The 22,900-nt window shown below is 59.0% G+C and carries 15 protein-coding genes, 1 pseudogene and 1 riboswitch; of the genes and pseudogenes, 9 read left to right on the forward strand and 7 right to left on the reverse strand.

Annotated elements, in window-relative coordinates; translation table 11 throughout:
- Window positions 1-614, reverse strand: a pseudogene (locus PMI16_RS14390) (cache domain-containing protein); the annotation flags it as partial.
- A gap of 215 nt (window positions 615-829) precedes the next feature.
- Entirely contained in the window at window positions 830-2,467 is a 1,638-nt protein-coding gene (locus PMI16_RS14395) for a glucan biosynthesis protein (RefSeq protein WP_007880700.1), read from the reverse strand.
- Between the two features lie 310 nt (window positions 2,468-2,777).
- Window positions 2,778-2,955, forward strand: a riboswitch (yybP-ykoY riboswitch).
- 3 nt (window positions 2,956-2,958) lie between these two features.
- Here PMI16_RS14395 and PMI16_RS14400 point away from each other — a divergent pair.
- The gene (locus PMI16_RS14400) at window positions 2,959-3,534 is read left to right on the forward strand and encodes a TMEM165/GDT1 family protein (RefSeq protein WP_007880702.1); all 576 of its coding nucleotides are present in this window, start codon (window positions 2,959-2,961) and stop codon (window positions 3,532-3,534) included.
- Between the two features lie 153 nt (window positions 3,535-3,687).
- Here PMI16_RS14400 and PMI16_RS14405 read toward each other — a convergent pair whose 3' ends face one another.
- Window positions 3,688-4,755, reverse strand: a complete 1,068-nt coding sequence (locus PMI16_RS14405) for a type II asparaginase (protein ID WP_007880703.1) — start codon at window positions 4,753-4,755, stop codon at window positions 3,688-3,690.
- Between the two features lie 598 nt (window positions 4,756-5,353).
- On the opposite strand from PMI16_RS14405, the gene PMI16_RS14410 reads away from it, so the two are divergent.
- Window positions 5,354-6,853 carry an AMP nucleosidase gene (locus PMI16_RS14410; RefSeq protein ID WP_007880704.1) on the forward strand — a complete coding sequence of 500 codons (1,500 nt, stop codon included), beginning with the start codon at window positions 5,354-5,356 and terminating at the stop codon, window positions 6,851-6,853.
- 73 nt (window positions 6,854-6,926) lie between these two features.
- Here the strand turns inward: PMI16_RS14410 and PMI16_RS14415 are convergent, their stop codons facing one another.
- Window positions 6,927-8,150: a YbfB/YjiJ family MFS transporter gene (locus PMI16_RS14415; protein WP_007880706.1), complete on the reverse strand. Its 1,224-nt coding sequence runs from the start codon at window positions 8,148-8,150 to the stop codon at window positions 6,927-6,929.
- A 216-nt stretch (window positions 8,151-8,366) separates the two neighbouring features.
- Here PMI16_RS14415 and PMI16_RS14420 point away from each other — a divergent pair, with 216 nt between their 5' ends.
- Entirely contained in the window at window positions 8,367-9,230 is an 864-nt protein-coding gene (locus tag PMI16_RS14420; RefSeq protein ID WP_007880709.1) for a LysR family transcriptional regulator, read from the forward strand.
- Window positions 9,231-9,455: 225 nt separating this feature from the next.
- Here the strand turns inward: PMI16_RS14420 and nhaR are convergent, their stop codons facing one another.
- Window positions 9,456-10,367 carry a transcriptional activator NhaR gene (nhaR, locus tag PMI16_RS14425; RefSeq protein ID WP_007880711.1) on the reverse strand — a complete coding sequence of 304 codons (912 nt, stop codon included), beginning with the start codon at window positions 10,365-10,367 and terminating at the stop codon, window positions 9,456-9,458.
- A gap of 114 nt (window positions 10,368-10,481) precedes the next feature.
- On the opposite strand from nhaR, the gene PMI16_RS14430 reads away from it, so the two are divergent.
- From PMI16_RS14430 to PMI16_RS14455, 6 genes are all read left to right on the forward strand, one after another.
- Window positions 10,482-10,775 carry a TFIIB-type zinc ribbon-containing protein gene (locus PMI16_RS14430; RefSeq protein WP_007880714.1) on the forward strand — a complete coding sequence of 98 codons (294 nt, stop codon included), beginning with the start codon at window positions 10,482-10,484 and terminating at the stop codon, window positions 10,773-10,775.
- A gap of 36 nt (window positions 10,776-10,811) precedes the next feature.
- Window positions 10,812-11,777, forward strand: coding sequence for a TerC family protein (locus PMI16_RS14435; RefSeq protein WP_007880718.1), 966 nt, complete (start codon window positions 10,812-10,814; stop codon window positions 11,775-11,777).
- A gap of 121 nt (window positions 11,778-11,898) precedes the next feature.
- Window positions 11,899-12,636, forward strand: coding sequence for a transposase (locus tag PMI16_RS14440; RefSeq protein ID WP_007880724.1), 738 nt, complete (start codon window positions 11,899-11,901; stop codon window positions 12,634-12,636).
- 173 nt (window positions 12,637-12,809) lie between these two features.
- A complete protein-coding gene (locus PMI16_RS14445) occupies window positions 12,810-17,486 on the forward strand; it encodes a glutamate synthase-related protein (protein ID WP_007880726.1) in 4,677 nt (1,558 codons plus the stop codon).
- A gap of 109 nt (window positions 17,487-17,595) precedes the next feature.
- Window positions 17,596-19,059, forward strand: a complete 1,464-nt coding sequence (locus tag PMI16_RS14450; RefSeq protein ID WP_007880727.1) for a glutamate synthase subunit beta — start codon at window positions 17,596-17,598, stop codon at window positions 19,057-19,059.
- Window positions 19,060-19,266: 207 nt separating this feature from the next.
- A complete protein-coding gene (locus PMI16_RS14455) occupies window positions 19,267-21,057 on the forward strand; it encodes a M61 family metallopeptidase (RefSeq protein ID WP_007880729.1) in 1,791 nt (596 codons plus the stop codon).
- A gap of 106 nt (window positions 21,058-21,163) precedes the next feature.
- Here the strand turns inward: PMI16_RS14455 and PMI16_RS14460 are convergent, their stop codons facing one another.
- Window positions 21,164-21,772, reverse strand: a complete 609-nt coding sequence (locus PMI16_RS14460; protein ID WP_007880731.1) for a 50S ribosomal protein L25/general stress protein Ctc — start codon at window positions 21,770-21,772, stop codon at window positions 21,164-21,166.
- A gap of 131 nt (window positions 21,773-21,903) precedes the next feature.
- Complete coding sequence (locus PMI16_RS14465) at window positions 21,904-22,854, reverse strand: ribose-phosphate pyrophosphokinase (RefSeq protein ID WP_007880734.1); 951 nt, start codon at window positions 22,852-22,854, stop codon at window positions 21,904-21,906.
- Between the last annotated feature and the right edge of the window lie 46 nt (window positions 22,855-22,900).

Below are 22,900 nucleotides of genomic sequence, written 5' to 3' on the forward strand. Positions count from 1 at the left end.
ATGCGGCTGCCGCTGCCGATGCTGACATCTTTATAGGTCCGCAAGAAATAGCCGAGATCGAGGATGGCAGTGAAGAAACCCTGCAATTCATCCTTCTTGTTTTTGAGCGGAATCAGTAGCGGGACGCGCCAGGTATAGCCATCTTTCTTGAGCGGAGGGCTGATGATCATGCCGTTCTGGCGTTGCGAATACATCATCGACGACACATAGGCGGCGTTGATCAGCTGGGCGAATTCCGGCTCGTCTTTCTGGCGTGCGGAGGAGTACACCAATTTGGCGTTGGCGTCGAAGATGGCCACGCGCAGATAAGCCGAGTCGCCCAGAAACAGTGGAGACAGATAGCTCGAGGCGTGTGCGTCGCCGTCGAGCACCGATTGGCCGATGCGCGAATAGAGCAATGCCTTGCTGAGGACTTCTTCCAGATTGGAGGAGATGATGGCCGAAACGTTCTTGCTGTCGGAAACCGAGCTTTCTATCGCCAGCGCTTTTTCATTGTGGATGCGCGTAAAGGTGATGCTCCAGATCACGATCAGCAGAAAGCAGGACAGCAGCACGTAGGCCAGCGACAGGCCCCGGCCATCTTGAAATGCCGTATTCAGCCAGGTTGGCTGCATCGATAATCGTAACCGCAACTTTTTGCCTCAATTCGGGATGGCTTTGCGCTGTTCGCAAACTGTTTGCCGAAAGAGTAAGTGCTAAATGTGTCGAATTGATGACAAGGCCGCGCATTTATGGCGGACAGTGTTGTATTGCAGAAAAGGAAAGAGGGAGGCTGCGCCGGAACGATGGCCGGCGCAGCGGGATGGGAACCTGGCTTAGCTGAAGATGCTTAGCCGTAGACGCCGCGCGTCTTGAACGGCTGGTATTGATACAGCCAGGTTTCCGACAGCGTCTGTTTTTTGTACCGCAGATACAGGCGCAGGTCGACCGGATCGTCGCCGTCCACGGTCAGGTCGAACTGGGCGCGCCAATGGCCGGCGACGCCGTTGGGAACCGCTTCGGTGAACACATAGGAGAAGGTGCCGCGCGAGCTCGATAATACCGCTTCCGGCAATTCGCCGAAGGCCAGTTTTTCCAGCGGCGTGCCCTTGAACTCGACCATGAACTTGCGCACGTTGGGCGGACGCGGCTGGCCCGGCTGACCGCCGTTGCCAAGGCGCGTGGCGACGCAGCGCGCCAGCGGCGACGGATAGGGTTCATCCTTGAGCCAGTGCAGGCGGTAACGCAGGCGATAGCTGCTGCCTGCGGCGGCCTTGGCTTTGGGCACCCACATGGCGACGATGTTGTCGTGGATCTCGTCGTCGGTCGGGATTTCGATCAGTTGCACCGAACCTTCGCCCCAACCTTCCAGCGGTTCGACCCACAGGCTTGGGCGACGCTCGTAATGCACGCCGTCCTGGTAATGATCGAAGTTGCGGTCGCGCTGCAGCAGGCCGAAGCCGCGCGGATTGTTGTCGCCGAAAGCGGACGCGGTGATGCGCGCCGGGTTGTTGAGCGGACGCCAGATGTGTTCGCCGTTGCCGTTCCAGATCGCCAGTCCGTCGGAGTCATGGACTTCCGGACGCCAGTCGGCGCCGGTGCCTTTCACTGCTTCGGAAAACCACAGCATCGACGTCGCCGGCGCAATGCCGAGACGGCCGATGTCCTGGCGCAGGAACAGCGCGCAGTCGACGTCCATGATCACGCCGGGCACGCCGCCGGCGTCGCGGCGCATGATGAACTTGTAGGCGCCGACGATGCTGGGGCCGTCCAGTACGGCATACACCACGACGGTATCGCTCTTGTCGGCCGGCGCCTCGAAATAGAAATGCGTGAAATTGGGAAACTCTTCCGGCTTGCCGGCCTGGGCGACATCGATGGCGATGCCGCGCGCCGACAGGCCGTACTGGTACAAGTCGCCGATGGCGCGGAAGTAGGACGCCCCGAGGAAAGCGACCCAGTCGTTCTTGCGCCAGTCGAGTTTGGCCTGGTCGCCGCTGCGGCTTTCCTGGAAGCGGAAACCGGCAAAGCCGCTGCCGCGCGGCAGCTTGCGCGCCGGGCTGTCGGCCGGCATGTCGAAGTAGCTTTCGTCGTACAGGATCTCGCGCGCCTTGGCGTTGTTGCCGGCGCTGCTCGTACCTTCCAGCGCGTACATGTGCACCGGCGCCTGGAAGAAACGGCCGAGGTGGAAGAAGGTCACCGGGAACTGTCCGGGTCCATCGGCAAACAGGGACGAGTCGGTATTGAATCTGATCTTGCCGTGCGCCTCGTAGTCGATCTTGTCGAGGATGTCGGCGGGTGGTTTGTTCTGTGCCTTGTAGGGCGATTGCGCGGTGGTGCGCGCCTGTGCAATCAGGGCGTCGAATGAGAACGGCGCGGGATTGCCAAGTTTGATGCGATTAGCGGCGAGCGCTTCGGGAGGAATGCCGAGAGCGGCGAGGGCGGCAGTCGCAGTGGCGGAACTCAGGAAGGTGCGTCGATTGATCATAGGCAATGGATGTCGAATGATGAATGCCGTGCAAAGACGACAATGGTTGGTCGGGAGTGCGGCCTGATGCAGGTGGAGATCGGCATCACCTGCATCATTGCTTCATTCGTTTTATCGTTGAATGAAGGTGCGGCTGCAAAGGCGGAAATCCTAGCATGACGGAGGCTTGCCGGCGCAGGTACTTGGGGCGCCGGGGGCGCAAAGCTTGCCCTGCGTCCACCAGCTACTTAATAAAGAGTCTCGTTACCGCGCTTGGTTCCGGCTTCTTTGTGGATTTTCTATGGACGCATAAAAACTAATTGAGTAAAATGCGCGGGTCATTGGGGAGTAGTCGCCTTCCACCCTGAGGAGGGGCTTATGTCAACATACTTGGTCAACAGACCATGGCATAAGCGGTCCTAAGCGCTTGACAAGACCTTTGACCACGTTGCCTCCGGAATGGCCGGGGAGAGGCGTGGTCATTGTTTTCTGTCCGGCCATGGAGACCCCAATTGGATGCATTTCTCATTTCCACCGGCGTAGTCGCCTTAGCTGAAATCGGCGACAAGACGCAACTGCTGGCCTTTATCCTCGCTGCAAAATTCCGTAAGCCGATTCCCATCATCCTGGGAGTTCTGGTGTCGACCATTGCCAACCACGCCTTTGCCGGTGCGCTGGGGGCGTGGATTACTTCGCTCGCATCGCCCGAAACCATGCGCTGGATTCTCGGCGTGTCCTTCATCGGCATGGCGATCTGGACGTTGATTCCCGACAAGTTCGACGAGAGCGAAGCCAAGTTCGCGCGTTTCGGCGTATTCGGCACCACCGTGATTGCTTTCTTCCTCGCGGAGATGGGCGACAAGACGCAGGTGGCGACCGTGGCGCTGGCGGCGCAGTACCACGCTTTCGTGCCGGTGGTTGCGGGGACGACGCTGGGCATGATGATCGCCAACGTGCCGGCGGTGTTGCTGGGAGACCGTATCGCCGGCAAGATCCCGGTGCGCATCGTGCATGCCATCGCGGCATTGATCTTCGCGATCATCGGTGTGGCGACCTTGCTCGGCGCGGGAAAATCGCTCGGCGTCTGAGTTTGGCGGTAGCGCTTCAAGGCACCGGGAGCCTTGAATTTGCTTATCGCTTCGCAATAAAAAACGGCCCGCAATGCGGGCCGTTTTTCTTGCTGCTTTTCTTGCCGTTTTACAGCTTGCTCAGATACGGCGCAAGCCAGCTAAAACCAGTGATCAATACGAATAGAAGATCTTTTGGATTTCTTTGGTATCGGATGTCTTGGTCAGCGCCAGCATCAGCAGGATGCGTGCTTTTTGCGCGTTCAGCGTATCGGACACGACGAAGTCCAGCTTGTCGTCGTCAGCTTCGCCGTTGCGTGCCACGATGCCTTGGCCGACGCGGCTGGCGCGAACGATCACAACGCCTTTCTTGCGTGCTTCAGTCAGCGATGGAACAACGGTGTTGTTCAGGCTGCCGTCACCTACGCCGGCGTGGATGATGCCCTTGGCGCCGGCGGCGACGAAGGCGTTCAGCGCGATCGGGTTCATGTTGGCGTAGCCGTAGACGATGTCGACTTGCGGCAGGACGTCCAGTTTCGAGATGTCGAATTCCGAATCAGCAGTGTGCTTGCGGGTCGATTGACGATAGAAGAACGGCTTGCTGCCCTGGATGTAACCCAGGAAGCCAAGTTCAGGCGTCTTGAAGGTATCCAGTGTGGACGTGTTGGTCTTGGTCACTTCGCGGCCGGCATTGATCTGGTCGTTCAGTGTCACCAGTACGCCCTTGCCGATGGCTTCCTGGCTGCCTGCCAGCAACACGGCGTTGTACAGGTTGATCGGGCCGTCGGCGCTGATCGCTGTCGATGGACGCATTGCGCCGACGATCACGACCGGTTTCTTGCTGTGTACGGTCAGGTCGAGGAAGTAGGCTGTTTCTTCGATGGTGTCGGTGCCGTGCGTGATCACGATGCCGTCAACGTCGCTTTGCGCCAGCAGCGTGTTGACGCGCTTGGACAGCTTCAGCCAGTAGTCGTTGTTCATGTTTTCGCTGGCGATCTGGAACACTTGTTCGCCCTTGACGTTGGCGACTTTCTTCAGTTCCGGCACCGCATCGATCAGCGCGTCGACACCGATTTTTGCCGCGGTGTAACCGACGGTTGTCGTGCTGGTGGCGCCAGTGCCGGCGATGGTGCCGCCGGTTGCCAGGATCATGACGTTAGGAAGTTTTTGCGCGTGCGCGACGGATACCAGAGCTGCGCAGGCCAGGATCAGAAACTGGCCGAAGATCTTTTTAGAATACATGTCGTTCCTCTTGGTGAAAGTATGTTTTTTAGTCTCTTCTCCGTTTGTCCCAACGCGAGCAGAACTCGTCGGAAGCAACCCTCGTGAGGCGCGGAGAGCAGCCACGATAGCACTCATTGCGGCTTCTTAGAAGATGTCTTGAATAAAATCGACAACTATTTTTAGAGGCGAATAATTGCCCGGATTTTTTGCTCGCAAGAAGTGCATGGGGGGCGCTTTTTGAGGGCATGGCGGAGGCGGTTTTGCACTTAAATTGCCCGTATAGTGCTGTGCGAAAGGGTTTCCGCCCGGAGCGGATTGCATACTCAAAAGAATGACGAATAGGGGTGCTTTGGATTTGCGCGCATTTTCAATTGTTGCGTTTCTTTATTTTTGTTAAATCCAAAAAATCAATATCGAATTCTTGATTCTATTCAAGAATCAGCCGGCCCGGGAAGTTGCATGAAATAGCGTTGTTGCCCGCAGTCAGTTCCCAGTCAGTTTTCGGAATTGGATTGGCCTTTTTGTTTATATAGGTACAATGAAATCGGACGTTGCCGCTCTATGAAGTTCGTGAAGTCAGGCAGTGTGTCGAGAACCGGAATTGATTGGAGAAAAGTTGTTGACCGAAAAATTTACCGATCCGCAAGAGGCGGTCGATCGCGTGATCGAAATCTATGAACACAACACCGCCATCCTCCGTGATGCCTTCAAGCGCTTTGCCAAAGGCGAGGTGCTGCAGGAGCGCGTGCGAGCGTGCTACCCCTTCGTGCGCATCACGACTGAAAAAGTCACGCACACCGACACGCGCCAGTCCTTCGGTTTTGTCGCCGGTCCCGGCACTTACCAGACCACGCTGACGCGGCCGACGCTGTTCAAGAATTATTTGCTGAGCCAGTTCAAGCTGCTGCTGGCGAATCACCAGGAACCGCTGGAAGTGGGCGTCAGCGATCTGCCGATACCGGTTCATTTTGCGTTTGCCGAAGGCATTCACGTCGAGGGCGATCTCGATCCCGACCATTTGCGTCTCTTGCCGGACGTGTTCGATTTGCCCGATCTGGCCGAGATGGATGACCGCATCGTCAACGGCACCTATGAAGTCGACAATGGCGGCTGGCGCGACGGCATTCATCCGCTGGCCTTGTTCACCGGACCGCGTATCGATTACTCGCTGCATCGCCTGCGTCATTACACCGCGACGGCGCCGCAGCAGTTCCAGCGTTATGTGCTGTTCACCAACTACGCGTTCTACGTCGACGAGTTCGTGCGCATGGGGCGCGAGCTGATGCAGGCGACCGACGATCCCGAGCTGCGCACTTATCGCCAGCAATATACCGCCTTCGTCGAACCGGGCAACGTGACCACGCCGAACGCCAACGTCGAAGGGATGAAGGGCATGCCGAGCACCGGCACGCCGCCGGTGCGCCAGCCGCAGATGCCGGCTTATCACTTGCAGCGCGCGGACGGCACCGGCATCACGCTGGTCAATATCGGCGTCGGTCCGTCCAACGCCAAGACCATCACGGATCACATTGCCGTATTGCGTCCGCACGGCTGGATCATGCTGGGTCACTGCGCGGGGTTGTCGTCGTCGCAACGCATGGGCGATTACGTCTTGGCGCACGCTTACGTACGCGACGATCATGTGCTGGATGACGACTTGCCGCTGTGGGTGCCGATCCCGGCGCTGGCGGAAGTGCAACTGGCCTTGCAAGACGCGGTCGCCGGCATCACGCAGCTGGAAGGGTATGAGTTGAAGCGCATCATGCGCACCGGCACCGTGGCCTCGGTCGATGACCGCAACTGGGAGTTGCGCGACCATCGCACGCCCTTGCTGCGTTTCAGCCAGAGCCGGGCGATTGCGCTGGATATGGAAAGCGCGACGGTGGCGGCCAACGGTTTCCGCTTCCGCGTCCCGTACGGCACCTTGCTGTGCGTGTCCGACAAGCCGCTGCACGGCGAGATCAAGCTGCCGGGCATGGCGAATCGTTTTTACGAACAACGCGTTGCCCAGCATCTGAAGATCGGCATCCGCGCGCTGGAATTGTTGCGCAATCACGGCATCGAGCAATTGCACAGCCGCAAGCTGCGCAGTTTTGGCGAACCGGCCTTCCGTTAAGTCGGGGATTTATCTGTCGCAAGGAGCCGATGCCGGCGTTCCGGCATCGGCTCCTTGCATTTCAAGACCGTATTCAGCCCTGTGCCGTGGTCGCAACCCGATCGGCGCGCGAGCGCAGGCTTAGCCATACATACAAGGCTGCACCGGCCAGCAAGGCAAGTGCGGCGATGCTGAGCGAAGGCGTAAACGATCCGGTCGCATGCACCAGTCGTGTCGCCAGCGGCGGGCCGGCGATCTGGCCGATGCCGTAGGACGCCGTCAGCAATCCCATCAGCCCTGCGGCGTGATGGCTGCGCAGGCGGCGCGCTTCGCGCATGGCGAACAGCGTGATGGCCGTGAAAGGCAGACCAAGCAAGATGCTGCCGATTGCGAATCCGACTTCGTTGGGGAAAATCGCGCTGCTGACCACGCCGATTGCCTGCATGACGTAGCTGATCGCCAGCAGCAAGCGCTGGTCGAAGTGCACCGGAATCCGTGTCGCGCCAAGTGCGCCGAGCGCCACGCACAAACCGAACAGCGGCCAGAAAAAATCCGGCCAGGCGGAACCGGGCGGCAATGCCTGGCGCGCGATGACCGGCAGGAAGGTGGCGGTGATGATGTAGCCGAATCCCGCCATGCCGTAGGCCAGCACTTGCCAGCGCACCTCTTGCCGGATCGATGCCGGTTCGACATGGTCGGCGTCTGTCTGTGCGGCGTTGCCGGCGCGCAAGTCGAGATCGCCGCGAAACGTACTCCAGACCGCCGCCGTCAACAGGACTGCCAGCAAGCCAAATGCGACCCAGCCGGTATCGGCGTGCCAGCCATGGGCGACCATGCCGCTGCTCGACAAGCCGGTCAGCATGATACCGATGCCGGGACCGCAATAGATGATGCCGCCCAGTGCCGGCAATTGCAGTTGCGCCAGGCGCTGCAGACACCATCCCGAGCTGTAGACGAATACCAGCGCGCTGGCGATGCCCGACAGCAAGCGCAATAGCAGCCAGACCGTTTGCACATGCAGCAGTCCCATGCCGAGCGTCAGCAACACCGTCGCGATCAGTCCGGCGCGTATCGTGCGCGTCGGCGGCAGGCCGCGCCAGAATGCGCACAGCATGGCGCCGATGAAATAACCCAGATAGTTGGATGTCGCCAGCCAGCCGCCGCTATTGAGGTCGATGGTCTGGTCGTGCAGCATCATCGGCAGCAACGGAGTGAAGGCAAAGCGACCGATGCCCATGGCGACGGAGAGCGCGATCAGGCCGGCGAAGGCGATGCGCAGGGCGCTTTTGCGATTGTGGCTTGCGTCCGGAGTAGTCATTGTTTCCTGTTCTTGAGGCCTTCTCGGGCGCCGATTGCCGGGCGTCATTGTTGTTGAATTGTGTGCAATCGTGGCGCTACCGTTTTGACGGAGCACTCTGGTGTATGTCGCTGATGTTGTAATGTTAGCTTGTCTTTATCATTCTAAAAAATGAATAATTAGAATGTATTCATCTTTTTATGAGATGTCAGAGGAAGATTTTTTCACGGAGTCAGCATGGAACTTGCCGAACTTGAAATTTTTCGCGCGGTGGTGACCGAAGGCGGCGTGACGCGCGCTGCCGAGCGCCTGCACCGGGTGCAGTCGAATGTAACCACGCGCCTGCGCCAGTTGGAGGCGTCGGTGGGCGTGGCGCTGTTTATCCGCGATCGCAAGCGCCTGGTGCTGACGCCTGCCGGCGAAGTCTTGCTGGATTATTCCGAACGCATCCTCGGGCTGGTGCAAGAGGCGCGGCATGCCATGTTGCCGCAAGGGCCGCGCGGCAGGTTGCGCGTGGGAGCCATGGAAAGCACCGCCGCGAGTCGCTTGCCGGGGCCGCTGGCGGCTTTTCACCAGCGCTGGCCGGAAGTGCAGCTGGAATTGACGACCGGCGCCACCCAGACGCTGATCGATCAGGTGCGCAGTTTCAAGCTCGATGCGGCGCTGGTGGCCGGGCCGATTACCGACGATGTGTTTTTCTCAACACCGCTCTATCCGGAAGAGCTGATGATCACGGTGCCGCGCGGTCATGGGCGGGTGAAGACGCCGGACGATGTGAAAGTGGAGACATTGATTGTCTTTGAACAAGGTTGTACGTATCGGCGCCTTGCCGAACAGTGGTTCGCCTCCGGTAGCGTCAAGGATCGCCGCCCCTTGCGGATCCTGGAACTGGGTTCGTATCACGCCATGCTCGCCTGCGTTGCCGCCGGCATCGGCATCGCTTTTGTTCCGCGTTCGATATTAAATATGCATGGACAACAGAATTTTTCCGCCTATTCTTTACGTAAGGAAGGGCGGATTACAACCTCCCTGATTTGTCGGCGCGAGCAACAGAGCATGCTCTTCAATGCGCTGCGAAGCCTTTTGCTGACTGGCTCCTGACGGAATATGTTGTGGAGCCGGTGGTGGCGTAACAATTTGTAAAAAACACTGCGACGCTACTCTGCTTTTCTTATAGTTGGTTTTCCCCCTCCATTCTCTCCCCCGAGAATGGGATTTACCCCACGGTCCGCAAGGAGCGTGGGGTTTTTTCTTTGTGTTTTTCTTTTGTTCAGTGTTGCCGCATTGCCATGACGCCCTGTCGATGCGCGGCATCTCTGTTTCCGTTTACTTCCCTTTCGGAATGATCAGGCTTTCTCGCGCCGCCGATTGGATCGCCAGCACGGCGGGATGCGTCAGCCGACGCTCGACGGAGATGGCGTAAAACTGCTCGGTGATCTGTTCGGTTTGTCCGATCTGCACGACGCCGAGTTGCTGTTTCAATTGTGCAGCGACAGCGGACGGTGCGGCGAAGATGCCGGTGCCGGCCTCGCCGAATGCATTGAGCAACGCGCCGTCGTCGAACTCGCCGGCGATCTGCGGGCGTATCTTTTCCTTTTCAAACCAGCGCAACAACTTTGGCCGGACCGCCGCGTCTTCGCCCGGCATCAGGAACGGCGCGTCATCCAGGCTCTGCGGGAAATTTTTCTTGTAGGTTTTTGCCAATGCGGGCGTGGCGAAAAAACTGGTATTGCACTCACCCAATAAGTGGCTGTAGCCGCGCACGTCGATATTGGCGGGCATGGGACTGTCGGCGATGACGATATCCAGGCGATGAATCGCGAGATCGCCGAGCAGGTTGTTCAGCTTGCCCTCGCGGCAGACGATGCGCACGGGGTCGTCGAGTTTCAGCGCCGTCTCCAGCAGCAGATAGGCAATCGTCTTGGGGACCGCGTCGGCGACGCCGACCCTGAATTGCAGGGGGCTGCCGCCGGGGCGAAAGCGCATGACTTCTTCCAACTCCTCGCCGAGCGTGAAGATCTGGTCGGCATAGGCGAACACGGTGCGACCGGCGTCGTTCAATTCCAGTTTGCGGCCGACGCGATTGAACAGCTTGTAGCCCAGACTGTCTTCGAAGAGCGTGATCTGCCCGCTGATGGTCTGCGCCGTCAGGTGCAGGCGCTCGCCGGCGCGCGCAATGCCGCCGGTTTTGGCGACGACCCAGAAGTAGTGCAGATGTTTGTAATTGAGCGCTGCCATGGCATGTCCTATACATCGGTTTTTCCGAATATAAATGAAAGTATATTCGAATTTTCAATAGGGTCGGATCCCGCTACAGTACGGTTTGTCTATTGCAAAGCCATGGAGGCCGTCATGAAATGTCCCGTCTGTACCACCGTCAATCTGAACATGAGCGATCGTCAGGGCGTCGAGATCGACTATTGCCCGCAGTGCCGCGGCGTCTGGCTGGATCGCGGCGAGCTGGACAAGCTGATCGAGCGCTCGCAAGCCGCTTCGGCGCCGGTTCCGCCATCGATGCAACATCGCGCGCCGGCGCCGCAATATGCACCGCCGCAGCGTGGCTACGACGATGGCCATCGTTACAACAAGGATTATCAGTCGCGCAAGAAGAAGGGTTTTCTGGGCGAGTTTTTCGATTTCGACTGATCAGTCGATCGTGATCTATAAACAAAGGGGAATGCCGTGAACGGTGTGGAAAGTTTTGCAAGTCCGCTGATGTGGGGCGGGTTTATCGTGTTTGTGCTTGGCATGTTGGCGTTCGACATGCTGGTGCTCGGCGGACGTCACTCGCACAAGGTGACGGTCAAGGAGGCATTGGGCTGGTCGATTGCCTGGGTGATGCTGGCGCTGTTGTTCAGCGGCTTGCTGTGGTGGTATCTGGATCACAGCATCGGGCGCGAATTCGCGAATCAGAAGAGCCTGGAATTTCTCTCCGGTTATTTGATTGAGAAGTCGCTGTCGGTGGACAACATCTTCGTCTTCCTGGTGATCTTCGGCTACTTCGCGGTACCGGCCGAGATGCAGCGCCGTGTGCTGTTGTACGGCGTGGTCGGTGCGATCGTCATGCGTGCCGTCATGATCTTGCTGGGCGCCTGGCTGATCGCGCAGTTCAGCTGGATCATGTATCTGTTCGGCGCCTTCCTGATCGTCACCGGCATCAAAATGCTGATCTTTGCGGACAAGGAGAGCGATCTCAACGATAACCCGCTGCTGAAATTCCTGCGCAAGCACATGCGCATCAGCAACGAGTACGACGGCGAGAAGTTCTTCACCATGCGCAACGGCGTGCGCTATTTCACGCCGCTGATGCTGGTGCTGATCCTGATCGAAGTGACGGATCTGATCTTCGCGGTCGACAGCATCCCGGCGATCTTCGCGATCACGACGGACCCGTTCATCGTGTTCACGTCGAACATGTTTGCGATCATGGGTTTGCGGGCGCTGTACTTCTTGCTGGCCGACGTGGCGGACCGCTTCCACTACCTCAAATACGGCCTGGCTTTGGTGCTGGTGTTCGTGGGCGGCAAGATGCTGTTGGCGTACTGGTTCCACATCCCGGTGATGATTTCGCTGCTGGTTGTCGGATTGATTCTGCTGGCCTCGGTGCTGATCAGTCTGGTGTTGTCGCGCAAGAAGGTGGTGGTTTAAGTTGCAGCGCATGCCGGCCTGTCCTCAATGGCTCAGGTCGGCAGCAAGTTGAAAAAGTGGGGTCGGAGTTGATTTACAATCGTGAATCGCCTCCGGCCCTTTCTCGTTTCAATCACTGTCTATGGCTCGCTTACCTCGTCTTGTCGTCCCGCACCAGCCGCATCACATCATTCAACGCGGGCATGACAAACAATCAATATTCCGCGATTCCGCCGATCATGCGGCGTTTCTCGACTGGCTGAAGGAGGGCGCCAGGCGCTTCAAGGTCGCCATCCATGCTTACGTGCTGATGCCGGACCACATCCACGTGCTGGCGACGCCGATGGATACCGACGGGCTGGCACGAATGATGCAATGGGTTGGGCGGTATTACGTTCCTTATTACAACCAGAAATACGAAAGAGGCGGGACGCTGTGGCAGGGACGCTACAAAGCAACGGTGCTGGATGCCGAGCGCTACCTGCTGCTGTGCAGCCGCTATATCGAGCTGAACCCGGTCCGCAACGGTCTCGTCGCCGGGCTTGCAGATTATCCGTGGTCGAGTTACATGCATCATATTGGCGCAAAGTCGGATCCGCTAATCACCGATCACCGGCTGTATTGGGCTTTGGGCAATACGCCGTTCGACCGGGAGATCGCCTACAAGCTGCTGGCGGAGCAATCGCTGGGCAGTCGCGAAGTCGAAGCGATCACGCAAGCGACCTTGAAAGGCTGGGCATTGGGTACCGACGACTTCAAATCGAGCCTGGAAAAGCAGGTCAGCCGGCGTGTCAGTCCTGCAAAGCGTGGTCGTCCGGTGAAGAAAGTCGATGTTGCAGCGACGCAAAATGAAAAACCCGACGAAGTAAAAGACGCATAAAGGTCTTTCAATACAATGGCTTGCCGAATTTTCTCATTTACTCTGTCCCTAATTAAAAAATAATAGAAATTCAGTGGTTTTTAATTTGACTCTGACCCTTTTTGTTCTTATTGAAGAATTGGGTGCAGTGCACTATCCTTAAATCCTTACTCTCAAAGTGGTGGAGCACCGTTATGCATGCGCAAGGCCTATACGACCCAGCTAATGAACACGACGCCTGTGGTGTCGGTTTTATCGCCCATATCAAGGGCAAGAAAAACCATTCTATCGTTGAGCAAGGCTTGCTCATCCTGAAGAATCTCGACCACCGGGGTGCTGTCGGCGCCGATCCGCTCATGGGCGATGGCGCCGGTATCCTGATTCAGATTCCGGATCAGTACTACCGCGAAGAGATGTCCAAGCAAGGCGTCGAGCTGCCTCCGCCAGGCGAATACGGCGTCGGCATGATCTTCCTGCCGAAGGAAAATGCTTCGCGCATCGCCTGTGAACAGGAAATCGAGCGTTCGGTGCTGGCTGAAGGCCAGGTCGTGTTGGGCTGGCGCGACGTGCCGGTCGACATGGACATGCCGATGTCGCCGACCGTGCGTGAAAAAGAGCCGGTCATCCGCCAGATCTTCATCGGCCGCGGCCCGGACATCATGGTCACCGACGCGCTGGAACGCAAGCTGTACGTCATCCGCAAATCCTCCGGCCACGCCATCCAGGCGCTGAACCTGATCCACGGCAAGGAATTTTTCGTGCCGTCGATGTCGGCGCGCACCGTGGTCTACAAGGGCCTGCTGCTGGCCGACCAGGTCGGCGTCTACTATAAAGACCTGCAAGATCCGCGCTGTGTTTCCGCGCTGGCGCTGGTGCACCAACGCTTCTCCACCAATACTTTCCCTGAATGGCCGCTGGCTCACCCCTACCGCCTGATCGCGCACAACGGCGAAATCAACACCGTCAAGGGCAACTTCAACTGGATGCGCGCACGCGAAGGCGTGATGCAGTCGGCCGTGCTGGGCGACGACTTGAAGAAGCTGTTTCCGCTGATCTATGAAGGGCAGTCCGATACCGCTTGTTTCGACAACGCGCTCGAACTGTTGCTGATGGCCGGCTATCCGCTGGCGCAAGCCATGATGATGATGGTGCCGGAAGCCTGGGAAAACCACACCCTGATGGACGACAACCGTCGCGCCTTCTACGAATACCACGCCGCGATGATGGAACCATGGGACGGCCCTGCCGCCCTGGCCTTCACCGACGGCCGTCACATCGGCGGCACGCTGGACCGCAACGGCCTGCGCCCTGCGCGTTACATCGTGACCGACGACGATCTGGTGGTGATGGCTTCCGAATCCGGCGTGCTGCCGATTCCTGAATCGAAGATCATCCAGAAATGGCGCCTGCAACCGGGCAAGATGTTCCTGATCGACCTCGATGCCGGCCGCATCATCGACGACAAGGAACTGAAGGACACCTACGCCAACGCCAAGCCATACAAGCAATGGATTTCGTCGGTGCGCGTCAAGCTCGACGAACTCAAGGCCGAGCCGTTCGAATCCGGTTCGACCATTCCGCTGCTGGATCGCCAGCAAGTGTTCGGCTACACCCAGGAAGACGTCAAGTTCCTGATGGCGCCGATGGCCTCGGGCGGCGAAGAAGCGATCGGTTCGATGGGCAACGACTCGCCGCTGGCCGTCATGTCCAACAAGAACAAGACGCTCTACAACTACTTCAAGCAATTGTTCGCGCAAGTGACCAACCCGCCGATCGACCCGATCCGCGAAGCGATGGTCATGTCGCTGGTGTCCTTCATCGGCCCGCGTCCGAACCTGCTCGACACCAACAACATCAACCCGCCGATGCGCCTGGAAGTGTCGCAGCCGATCCTCGATTACGCCGACATCGCCAAGCTGCGCAACATCAGCGCGCACACTGGCGGCAAGTTCAAGTCGCACGAGCTGAACATCTGCTACCCGGTCGCCTGGGGCAAGGAAGGCATCGAAGCGCGTCTGGCCTCGCTGTGCGCCAAGGCCGTCGATGCGGTCAAGTCGGGCCACAACATCCTGATCATTTCGGACCGCAAGGTCGATTCCGAGCAGGTCGCGATTCCTGCGCTGCTGGCGACTTCCGCGATCCACTTGCATCTGGTGAGCAAGGGCTTGCGCACCTCGACCGGCCTGGTGGTCGACACCGGCTCCGCCCGTGAAACGCATCACTTCGCACTGCTGGCAGGCTACGGTGCCGAAGCGATCCACCCCTACCTGGCAATGGATACCCTGACCGAAATGGCCAAGGGTTTGCCGGGCGATCTGTCGGGCGACAAGGCGATCTACAATTTCCAGAAAGCGATCGGCAAGGGCTTGCTGAAGGTCATGTCGAAGATGGGCATTTCGACCTACATGTCCTACTGCGGCGCGCAGATTTTCGAAGCCATCGGTCTGAACAAGGCGCTGGTCGACAAGTACTTCAAGGGCACCGCATCGAACGTCGAAGGCATCGGCGTGTTCGAAGTCGCCGAAGAAGCGCTGCGACTGCACCGTGCCGCCTTCAGCAGCGATCCGGTGCTGGCCAATGCGCTGGACGCCGGCGGCGAGTACGCCTTCCGTATCCGCGGCGAAGAGCACATGTGGACGCCGGATGCGATCGCCAAGCTGCAACACTCGACCCGTGCGAACAACTTCAATTCGTACAAGGAATACGCGCAGATCATCAATGACCAGTCCAAGCGTCACATGACCTTGCGCGGCCTGTTCGAATTCAAGATCGATCCGTCGAAGGCGATTTCGATCGACGAAGTCGAGCCGGCCAAGGAAATCGTCAAGCGTTTCGCCACCGGCGCGATGTCGCTCGGTTCGATCTCGACCGAAGCGCACGCCACGCTGGCGATTGCGATGAACCGCATCGGCGGCAAGTCCAACACTGGTGAAGGCGGTGAAGACGTCAATCGTTACCGCAACGAACTGAAAGGCATCCCGATCAAGCAGGGCGCAACCCTGGCATCGGAAATCGGCAAGGACGTCATTGAAGTCGACATCCCGCTGCAAGCCGGCGACTCGCTGCGTTCGCGCATCAAGCAGGTGGCGTCTGGCCGTTTCGGCGTGTCGGCGGAATACCTGATCTCCGCCGACCAGATCCAGATCAAGATGGCGCAGGGCGCGAAGCCGGGCGAAGGCGGCCAGCTGCCGGGCCACAAGGTCACCGACTACATCGCAACCTTGCGCGTATCGGTGCCGGGCGTCGGTCTGATTTCGCCGCCGCCGCACCATGACATCTATTCGATCGAAGACCTGGCGCAGCTGATCCACGATCTGAAGAACGTCAATCCGCGCGCCTCGATCTCGGTCAAGCTGGTGTCGGAAGTCGGCGTCGGCACGGTTGCCGCGGGGGTTGCCAAGGCCAAGTCGGATCACGTCGTGATCGCCGGCCATGACGGCGGCACCGGTGCATCGCCGCTGTCCTCGATCAAGCATGCCGGTTCGCCATGGGAACTCGGTTTGGCCGAAACCCAGCAGACGCTGGTGCTGAACGGTCTGCGCAACCGCATCCGCGTGCAGGCCGACGGTCAGATGAAGACCGGCCGCGACGTCGTCATCGGCGCGCTGCTGGGCGCCGATGAATTCGGTTTCGCCACCGCACCGCTGGTGGTCGAAGGCTGCATCATGATGCGCAAGTGCCATCTGAATACTTGCCCGGTCGGCGTCGCGACGCAGGATCCGGTCCTGCGCGCCAAGTTCTCCGGCAAGCCCGAGCACGTGGTCAATTTCTTCTTCTTCATCGCCGAAGAAGCGCGTCAGATCATGGCGCAACTGGGCATCCGCACGTTCAACGAACTGATCGGTCGTTCCGATTTGCTGGACCGCACCAAGGCTATCCAGCATTGGAAGGCGCAAGGCCTGGACTTCAGCAAGATCTTCTATCAACCGGTCAGCGCAACGCCGTACTTCCATACCGAGAATCAAGACCACGGTCTGGACAAGGCGCTGGATCACAAGCTGATCGCACAGGCGCGCACCGCGCTGGACAAGGGCGAGAAGGTTTCCTTCATCTCGCCGATCCGCAACCTGAACCGTACCGTCGGCGCCATGCTGTCGGGTGAAGTGGCCAAGCGTTACGGCAACGAAGGCCTGCCGGACGACACCATCCACATCCAGCTGCAAGGCACCGCCGGCCAGTCGGCAGGCGCGTTCCTGGCGCACGGCGTGACGCTGGATCTGGTTGGCGAAGGCAACGACTACGTTGGCAAGGGCTTGTCGGGCGGCCGCATCATCGTGCGTCCGAACACCGAGTTCCGCGGCCGTGCGGTCGACAACATGATCTCCGGCAACACCGTGCTGTACGGCGCGACGACCGGCGAGGCATTCATCAACGGCGTGGTCGGCGAGCGTTTCGCGGTGCGTAATTCCGGCGCGATTGCCGTCGTCGAAGGCACCGGCGACCACGGTTGCGAATACATGACCGGCGGCACCGTCGTCGTGCTGGGCGGCACCGGCCGTAACTTTGCAGCGGGCATGTCCGGCGGCATCGCTTACGTTTACGACGAAACCGGCGACTTCGCCGGCAAGTGCAACATGGCCATGGTCGCGCTGGACAAGGTCCTGTCCGACACCGAACAGGAAGCCTCGACCGATCGCGCCGTCTGGCACAGCCTGCAACGCGGCGGCAACGGCCAGACCGACGAAGTGATATTGCGTGGCTTGATCGAGCGTCACTTCAAGTACACCGGCAGCACGCGCGCGCGCTACCTGCTGGACAACTGGGCGGCATCGCGCAGCAAGTTCGTCAAGGTCTTCCCGACCGAGTACAAACGTGCGCTGGGCGAACTCAATGCCGCCAAAGCGGCCCCGAAGGACAAGGTTCCGGCATAAGCCGCAATGCTTGGCCGTTTGATCTGAAATAACGCAAGGCCGGCGATTCTGATAACGACAACGACAGAATCGCCCGCCGCCTATCCTTAGCGAAGAATGTGAGTGGAAAATGGGTAAAGTAACCGGCTTTATGGAATATGAGCGCCTGAAAGAGGCGAGCGAAGCGCCGCAGTCGCGCATGAAGCATTACAAGGAATTCGTCCTGCATCTGGGCGAGGCGGAAGCCAAGACGCAAGGCGCACGCTGCATGGATTGCGGCATCCCGTTCTGCAACAACGGCTGCCCGGTCAACAACATCATCCCCGACTGGAATGACCTGGTCTATCGCGGCGACTACAAGGAAGCGCTGGATACGCTGCACTCGACCAACAACTTCCCCGAGTTCACCGGCCGCATCTGCCCGGCGCCGTGCGAAGCCGCGTGCACGCTCGGCATCAACAGCGACGCCGTCGGCATCAAGTCGATCGAGCATTTCATCATCGACAAGGGCTGGGAAAACGGCTGGGTCACGCCGCAACCGGCTGCCGTCAAAACCGGCAAGAAAGTCGCCGTGGTCGGCTCCGGTCCTGCCGGCCTGGCTGCCGCACAACAGCTGGCGCGCGCGGGCCATGACGTGACCGTGTTCGAAAAGAATGATCGCGTCGGCGGCCTGCTGCGTTACGGCATCCCCGACTTCAAGATGGAAAAGTCGCACATCGACCTGCGCGTCGAACAGATGCAAGCCGAAGGCGTCGTGTTCCGCACCAGCACATTGGTGGGCAAGGATTTCCCGGCCAACATCACCAACTGGTCCAAGGAAACAGTTTCTCCCGACGACCTGAAGAAAGACTTCGACGCGGTCGTCATCGCCGGCGGCGCAGAACTGCCGCGCGACTTGCCGGTGCCGGGCCGTGAATTGAAGGGCGTGCATTTCGCCATGGAATTCCTGCCGCTGCAAAACAAGGTCAACGCCGGCGACAAGCTCAAGGGCCAGATCATGGCGACCGACAAGCACGTGGTCGTGATCGGCGGCGGCGATACCGGTTCCGACTGCGTCGGTACTTCGAACCGTCACGGCGCTGCGTCGGTGGCACAGTTCGAACTGATGCCGCAACCGCCTGAAACGGAAAACAAGCCGCTCGTCTGGCCGTACTGGCCGACCAAGCTGCGCACCTCGTCGTCGCACGAAGAAGGTTGCGACCGCGATTGGGCAGTGGCCACCAAGCGCCTGGAAGGCAAGAACGGCAAGGTCGAGAAGCTGATCGCCGCGCGCGTAGAATGGAAAGACGGCAAGATGCAGGAAGTGCCGAATTCCGAATTCGAAATGAAGGCCGACCTGGTGCTGCTGGCCATGGGCTTCGTCTCGCCGGTGCAGCAAGTGCTGGAATCGTTCGGCGTCGACAAGGACCAACGCGGCAACGCCAAGGCCACGACGGACGGCGAAGGCTGCTACAAGACGTCGGTCGACAAGGTCTTTGCTGCGGGCGACATGCGCCGCGGCCAGTCGCTTGTGGTCTGGGCGATTCGCGAAGGCCGTCAGTGCGCGCGCGCCGTCGATGAATTCCTGATGGGCTCGTCGGTGCTGCCACGCTGATACGACACTGTAAAAAGCAAACGCAGTAAAAAAAGCCGGATTGACGAAAGTCTTTCCGGCTTCTTGCTTTCCGTGAGGGAAAAAGCAAGTGACGGACTTCCAAAATCAGCCCTGCGTCAGCCCGGATTCACCTTGCTCAAGTACAATGGAATTTCACTTTTTAGACACGGCTGATCGCCGCGCTTGCGGCGATAACCGAAGAACAACATGACTACCCCGATTCGCTACAGCATCACCTCCAACGATTGCGCCGCCCACGTGTTCGACCTCACCCTGACGGTCGATGCGCCGGCTGCCGACGGACAGGTATTTTCCTTGCCGGCGTGGATTCCCGGCAGCTACATGATTCGCGAATTTGCGCGCAACATCGTCCAGATCCGCGGCGAGTCCGGGGGCAAGAAAGTCGCGTTGCGCAAGCTCGACAAGCATACCTGGCGCGCCGCGCCGTGCAGCGGTCCGCTGACGCTGAGTTATCAGGTCTACGCCTGGGACTTGTCGGTGCGCACCGCGCATCTGGATCAGACCCATGCCTTCTTCAACGGCACCAGCGTCTTCCTGCGTGTCGAAGGGCAGGAGCAAACGGAGCATGTCGTCGACATCCGCCGCCCGGGGGGCGACGCCTGCAAGCGCTGGCGCGTGGCGACTTCCATGCCGGAACTCAAAGCCAAGCGCTATGGCTTCGGCACCTATGTCGCCGGCGACTACGACGAGCTGATCGACCATCCGGTCGAGCTTGGCGATTTTGCGCTGGCCACTTTCACGGCGCACGGCGTGCCGCACGACATCGTGATCACCGGTAATGTGCCGAACCTGGACATGGCGCGCTTGTCCGCCGATCTCAAGAAAATCTGCGAAGCGCAGATCGCCTTCTTTGAACCGAAAAGCAAACGCGCGCCGATGTCGCGTTATGTCTTCATGACCATGGTTGTCGGCGATGGTTACGGCGGTCTGGAGCATCGCGCATCGACTGCGCTGATCTGTGCGCGCAGCGATTTGCCGGTCAAAGGCAAGAGCGAATCGACCGATGGCTATCGTACCTATCTCGGCTTGTGCAGCCACGAATATTTCCACACCTGGAACGTCAAGCGCATCAAGCCGGCGATGTTCGCGCCGTATGATCTGCGCGAAGAGGGCTATACCTCGCTGCTGTGGCTGTTCGAAGGCTTCACCAGTTACTACGACGATCTGTTCCTGGTGCGTACCGGCCTGATCGATACGCCGGATTATCTGAAAATGCTGTCCAAGACCGTCAACGGCGTCTTGCGCGGCAACGGCCGACGCAAGCAAAGCGTCGCCGAATCGAGCTTCGACGCCTGGATCAAATACTACCGTCAGGATGAAAACGCGCCGAACGCCATCGTCAGCTATTACACCAAGGGCTCGCTGGTGGCGCTGGGTCTCGACCTGACGATCCGCGCCGAAACCAACGGCCGCAAATCGTTGGACGATGTAATGCTGGCGCTGTGGCAGCGCTTCGGTCGTGACTTCTACAGCCGCAAGGGCGGCAAGGGCGTCGGCGAAGACGAGGCGGAGGCCTTGTTCGAAGAAGTCGGCGGCGTGAAGCTGAAGCGCTTCTTCGACCGCTACATTCGCGGCACCGAAGACTTGCCGCTGGATCAGTTGATGGCGCCGTTCGGCGTTGCCTATGCGGACGTGCGCAAGGATGCCCATCCGGGCATGAATGTCCGTGTGACGCGTGACGGTGGCGATGCCAAGCTTGCCAACGTGTATGAAGGCGGAGCGGGGCAGCAAGCCGGATTGTCGGCTGGCGATCGTCTGGTGGCGCTGGACGGCATTCGCATCCCGCCGGCAGGCATGGATGGTTTGCTGGCGCGCTATAGTGAGAACGACGTGGTCGAGTTGCACGTGTTCCGTCGCGACGAGTTGATGTGTTTCAAGGTCAAGCTGAAGAAGGATGGCGCGCCGCAAGTGACGCTTACCGTGCAAGACAAGCCGATTGCCCTGGTGCGCAAGCGCAAGGCGTGGTTGGGGCGTTAGTTTCGTTGCGATGGCATCGGCGTACAGCCGATGCCGCACTGCAGGCAATAAAAAACCCGCCGAAGCGGGTTTTTTATTTGATGCGTCAGCTTTGCCGAATCGAAGATTACTTCGCTTCTGCGTCGCCTGCTGCAGGTGCTGCACTGTCAGCTTCAACCTTGCCAGCTGGTACCGAAGCGGTGGCAACTGTCAGGTTTTCTTGCGAAACGGCAGTCACGCCGCTTGGCAATTGCAGATCGGCCAAGTGGATCGAGTGACCGACTTCCAGCTTCGACAGATCGACGGAAACGAATTCCGGCAGATCCTTGGGCAGGCAGGAGATGTCCAGGTCGGTCATGACGTGGCTGATGATGCCCGACGACAGCTTGACGGCCGGCGAGACTTCAGCGTTCACGAAGTGCAGTGGCACCTTGACGTGGATTTTTTGCGAAGCGTCGACGCGTTGGAAGTCAACGTGCAGAACCAGTTGCTTGTATGCGTGGACTTGGAAGTCGCGCAGCAGAACTTGTTCGACCTTGCCGTCGATTTCCAGATCCAGGATCGACGAGTGGAACGCTTCTTTTTTCAACGCATGGTACAGCGCGTTGTGGTCCAGAGCGATGTTCAGCGGTGCAGCGGTGCCACCGTAGACGATAGCTGGTGTTTGACCAGCATTGCGCAGGCGGCGGCTCGCTCCGGTCCCCTGCTCTTTGCGTGGAAATGCGATTACTTTCATGTTAAAGCTCCAATGGTTGCGAAACCTTCGTTTCGCGTTAAAAATCCCCCGCGACCAGGGGATTCAAGGACCCCTTCATTTTCATGAAGGGATTAAAACTGAAATCTAAACCGAATCTGAATCTCTGAAACTTATTCCGCAAACAGCGACATCACCGAGTCGCCCTTGCTGATGCGCTTGAATGTCTCGGCCAGCAGGCTGGCGCAAGTCAGTTGGCGAATCTTGCCGCAGGCCTTGGCGGCGTCCGACAGAGGAATCGTGTCGGTGACGACCAGCTCGTCCAGCGGCGAATTGGCGATGCGATCCAGCGCCGGGCCGGACAAGACAGGGTGCGTACAGTAGGCGACAACTTTCTTGGCGCCGCGCTCTTTCAGTACTTCGGCAGCCTTGGTCAGCGTGCCTGCGGTATCGACCATGTCATCCATGATCACGCAGTTGCGGCCTTCGACTTCGCCGATGATGTTCATGACTTCCGACACGTTCGCCTTCGGACGGCGTTTGTCGATAATCGCCAGATCGCAGCCGAGACGCTTGGCCAATGCACGGGCGCGCACCACGCCACCGACGTCGGGCGACACGACCAGCAGGTCGTCGTAGTTCTTGCTCACCAGATCGCCCAGCAAAATCGGCGATGCATAGATGTTGTCGACCGGAATGTCGAAGAAACCTTGAATCTGGTCTGCATGCAGGTCCATGATCAGCACGCGTTCAACGCCGGCTTCCTGCAGCATGTTGGCGACGACCTTGGCCGAAATCGCAACACGGGCGGAACGCGGACGGCGGTCCTGGCGGGCATAACCGTAATACGGGATTGCGGCAGTGATACGGCCGGCGGAAGCACGCTTCAACGCATCGACCATGATCATGATTTCCATCAGGTTGTCGTTGGTCGGCGCACAGGTCGACTGCAACACGAATACGTCCTTGCCACGCACGTTTTCGTTGATCTCGACCATCACTTCACCGTCCGAGAACTTCGAAACATTGGCCTTGCCCAACGGGATACCTAATTTTTCGACGACGCCTTGCGCCAGTTCCGGGTTGGCGCTGCCGGTAAAAACCATCAGGTTTTCGTATGCCATATGGGTATCCCTGAATGCAATCGTTTAAAAGTCGAAAAGCCGACAA

The organism is Herbaspirillum sp. CF444, from assembly GCF_000282135.1.
In the GTDB taxonomy this organism is placed as follows: domain Bacteria; phylum Pseudomonadota; class Gammaproteobacteria; order Burkholderiales; family Burkholderiaceae_D; genus Herbaspirillum.

Bases quoted from the DNA above. Each gene is read 5' to 3' on its own strand.
- PMI16_RS14395 (WP_007880700.1), bottom strand. From the start codon at position 2,467: ATGATCAATCGACGCACCTTCCTGAGTTCCGCCACTGCGACTGCCGCC.
- PMI16_RS14405 (WP_007880703.1), bottom strand. From the start codon at position 4,755: ATGTATTCTAAAAAGATCTTCGGCCAGTTTCTGATCCTGGCCTGCGCA.
- PMI16_RS14415 (WP_007880706.1), bottom strand. From the start codon at position 8,150: ATGACTACTCCGGACGCAAGCCACAATCGCAAAAGCGCCCTGCGCATC.
- PMI16_RS14420 (WP_007880709.1), top strand. From the start codon at position 8,367: ATGGAACTTGCCGAACTTGAAATTTTTCGCGCGGTGGTGACCGAAGGC.
- nhaR (WP_007880711.1), bottom strand. From the start codon at position 10,367: ATGGCAGCGCTCAATTACAAACATCTGCACTACTTCTGGGTCGTCGCC.
- PMI16_RS14430 (WP_007880714.1), top strand. From the start codon at position 10,482: ATGAAATGTCCCGTCTGTACCACCGTCAATCTGAACATGAGCGATCGT.
- PMI16_RS14440 (WP_007880724.1), top strand. From the start codon at position 11,899: ATGGCTCGCTTACCTCGTCTTGTCGTCCCGCACCAGCCGCATCACATC.
- PMI16_RS14445 (WP_007880726.1), top strand. From the start codon at position 12,810: ATGCATGCGCAAGGCCTATACGACCCAGCTAATGAACACGACGCCTGT.
- PMI16_RS14450 (WP_007880727.1), top strand. From the start codon at position 17,596: ATGGGTAAAGTAACCGGCTTTATGGAATATGAGCGCCTGAAAGAGGCG.
- PMI16_RS14455 (WP_007880729.1), top strand. From the start codon at position 19,267: ATGACTACCCCGATTCGCTACAGCATCACCTCCAACGATTGCGCCGCC.
- PMI16_RS14460 (WP_007880731.1), bottom strand. From the start codon at position 21,772: ATGAAAGTAATCGCATTTCCACGCAAAGAGCAGGGGACCGGAGCGAGC.
- PMI16_RS14465 (WP_007880734.1), bottom strand. From the start codon at position 22,854: ATGGCATACGAAAACCTGATGGTTTTTACCGGCAGCGCCAACCCGGAA.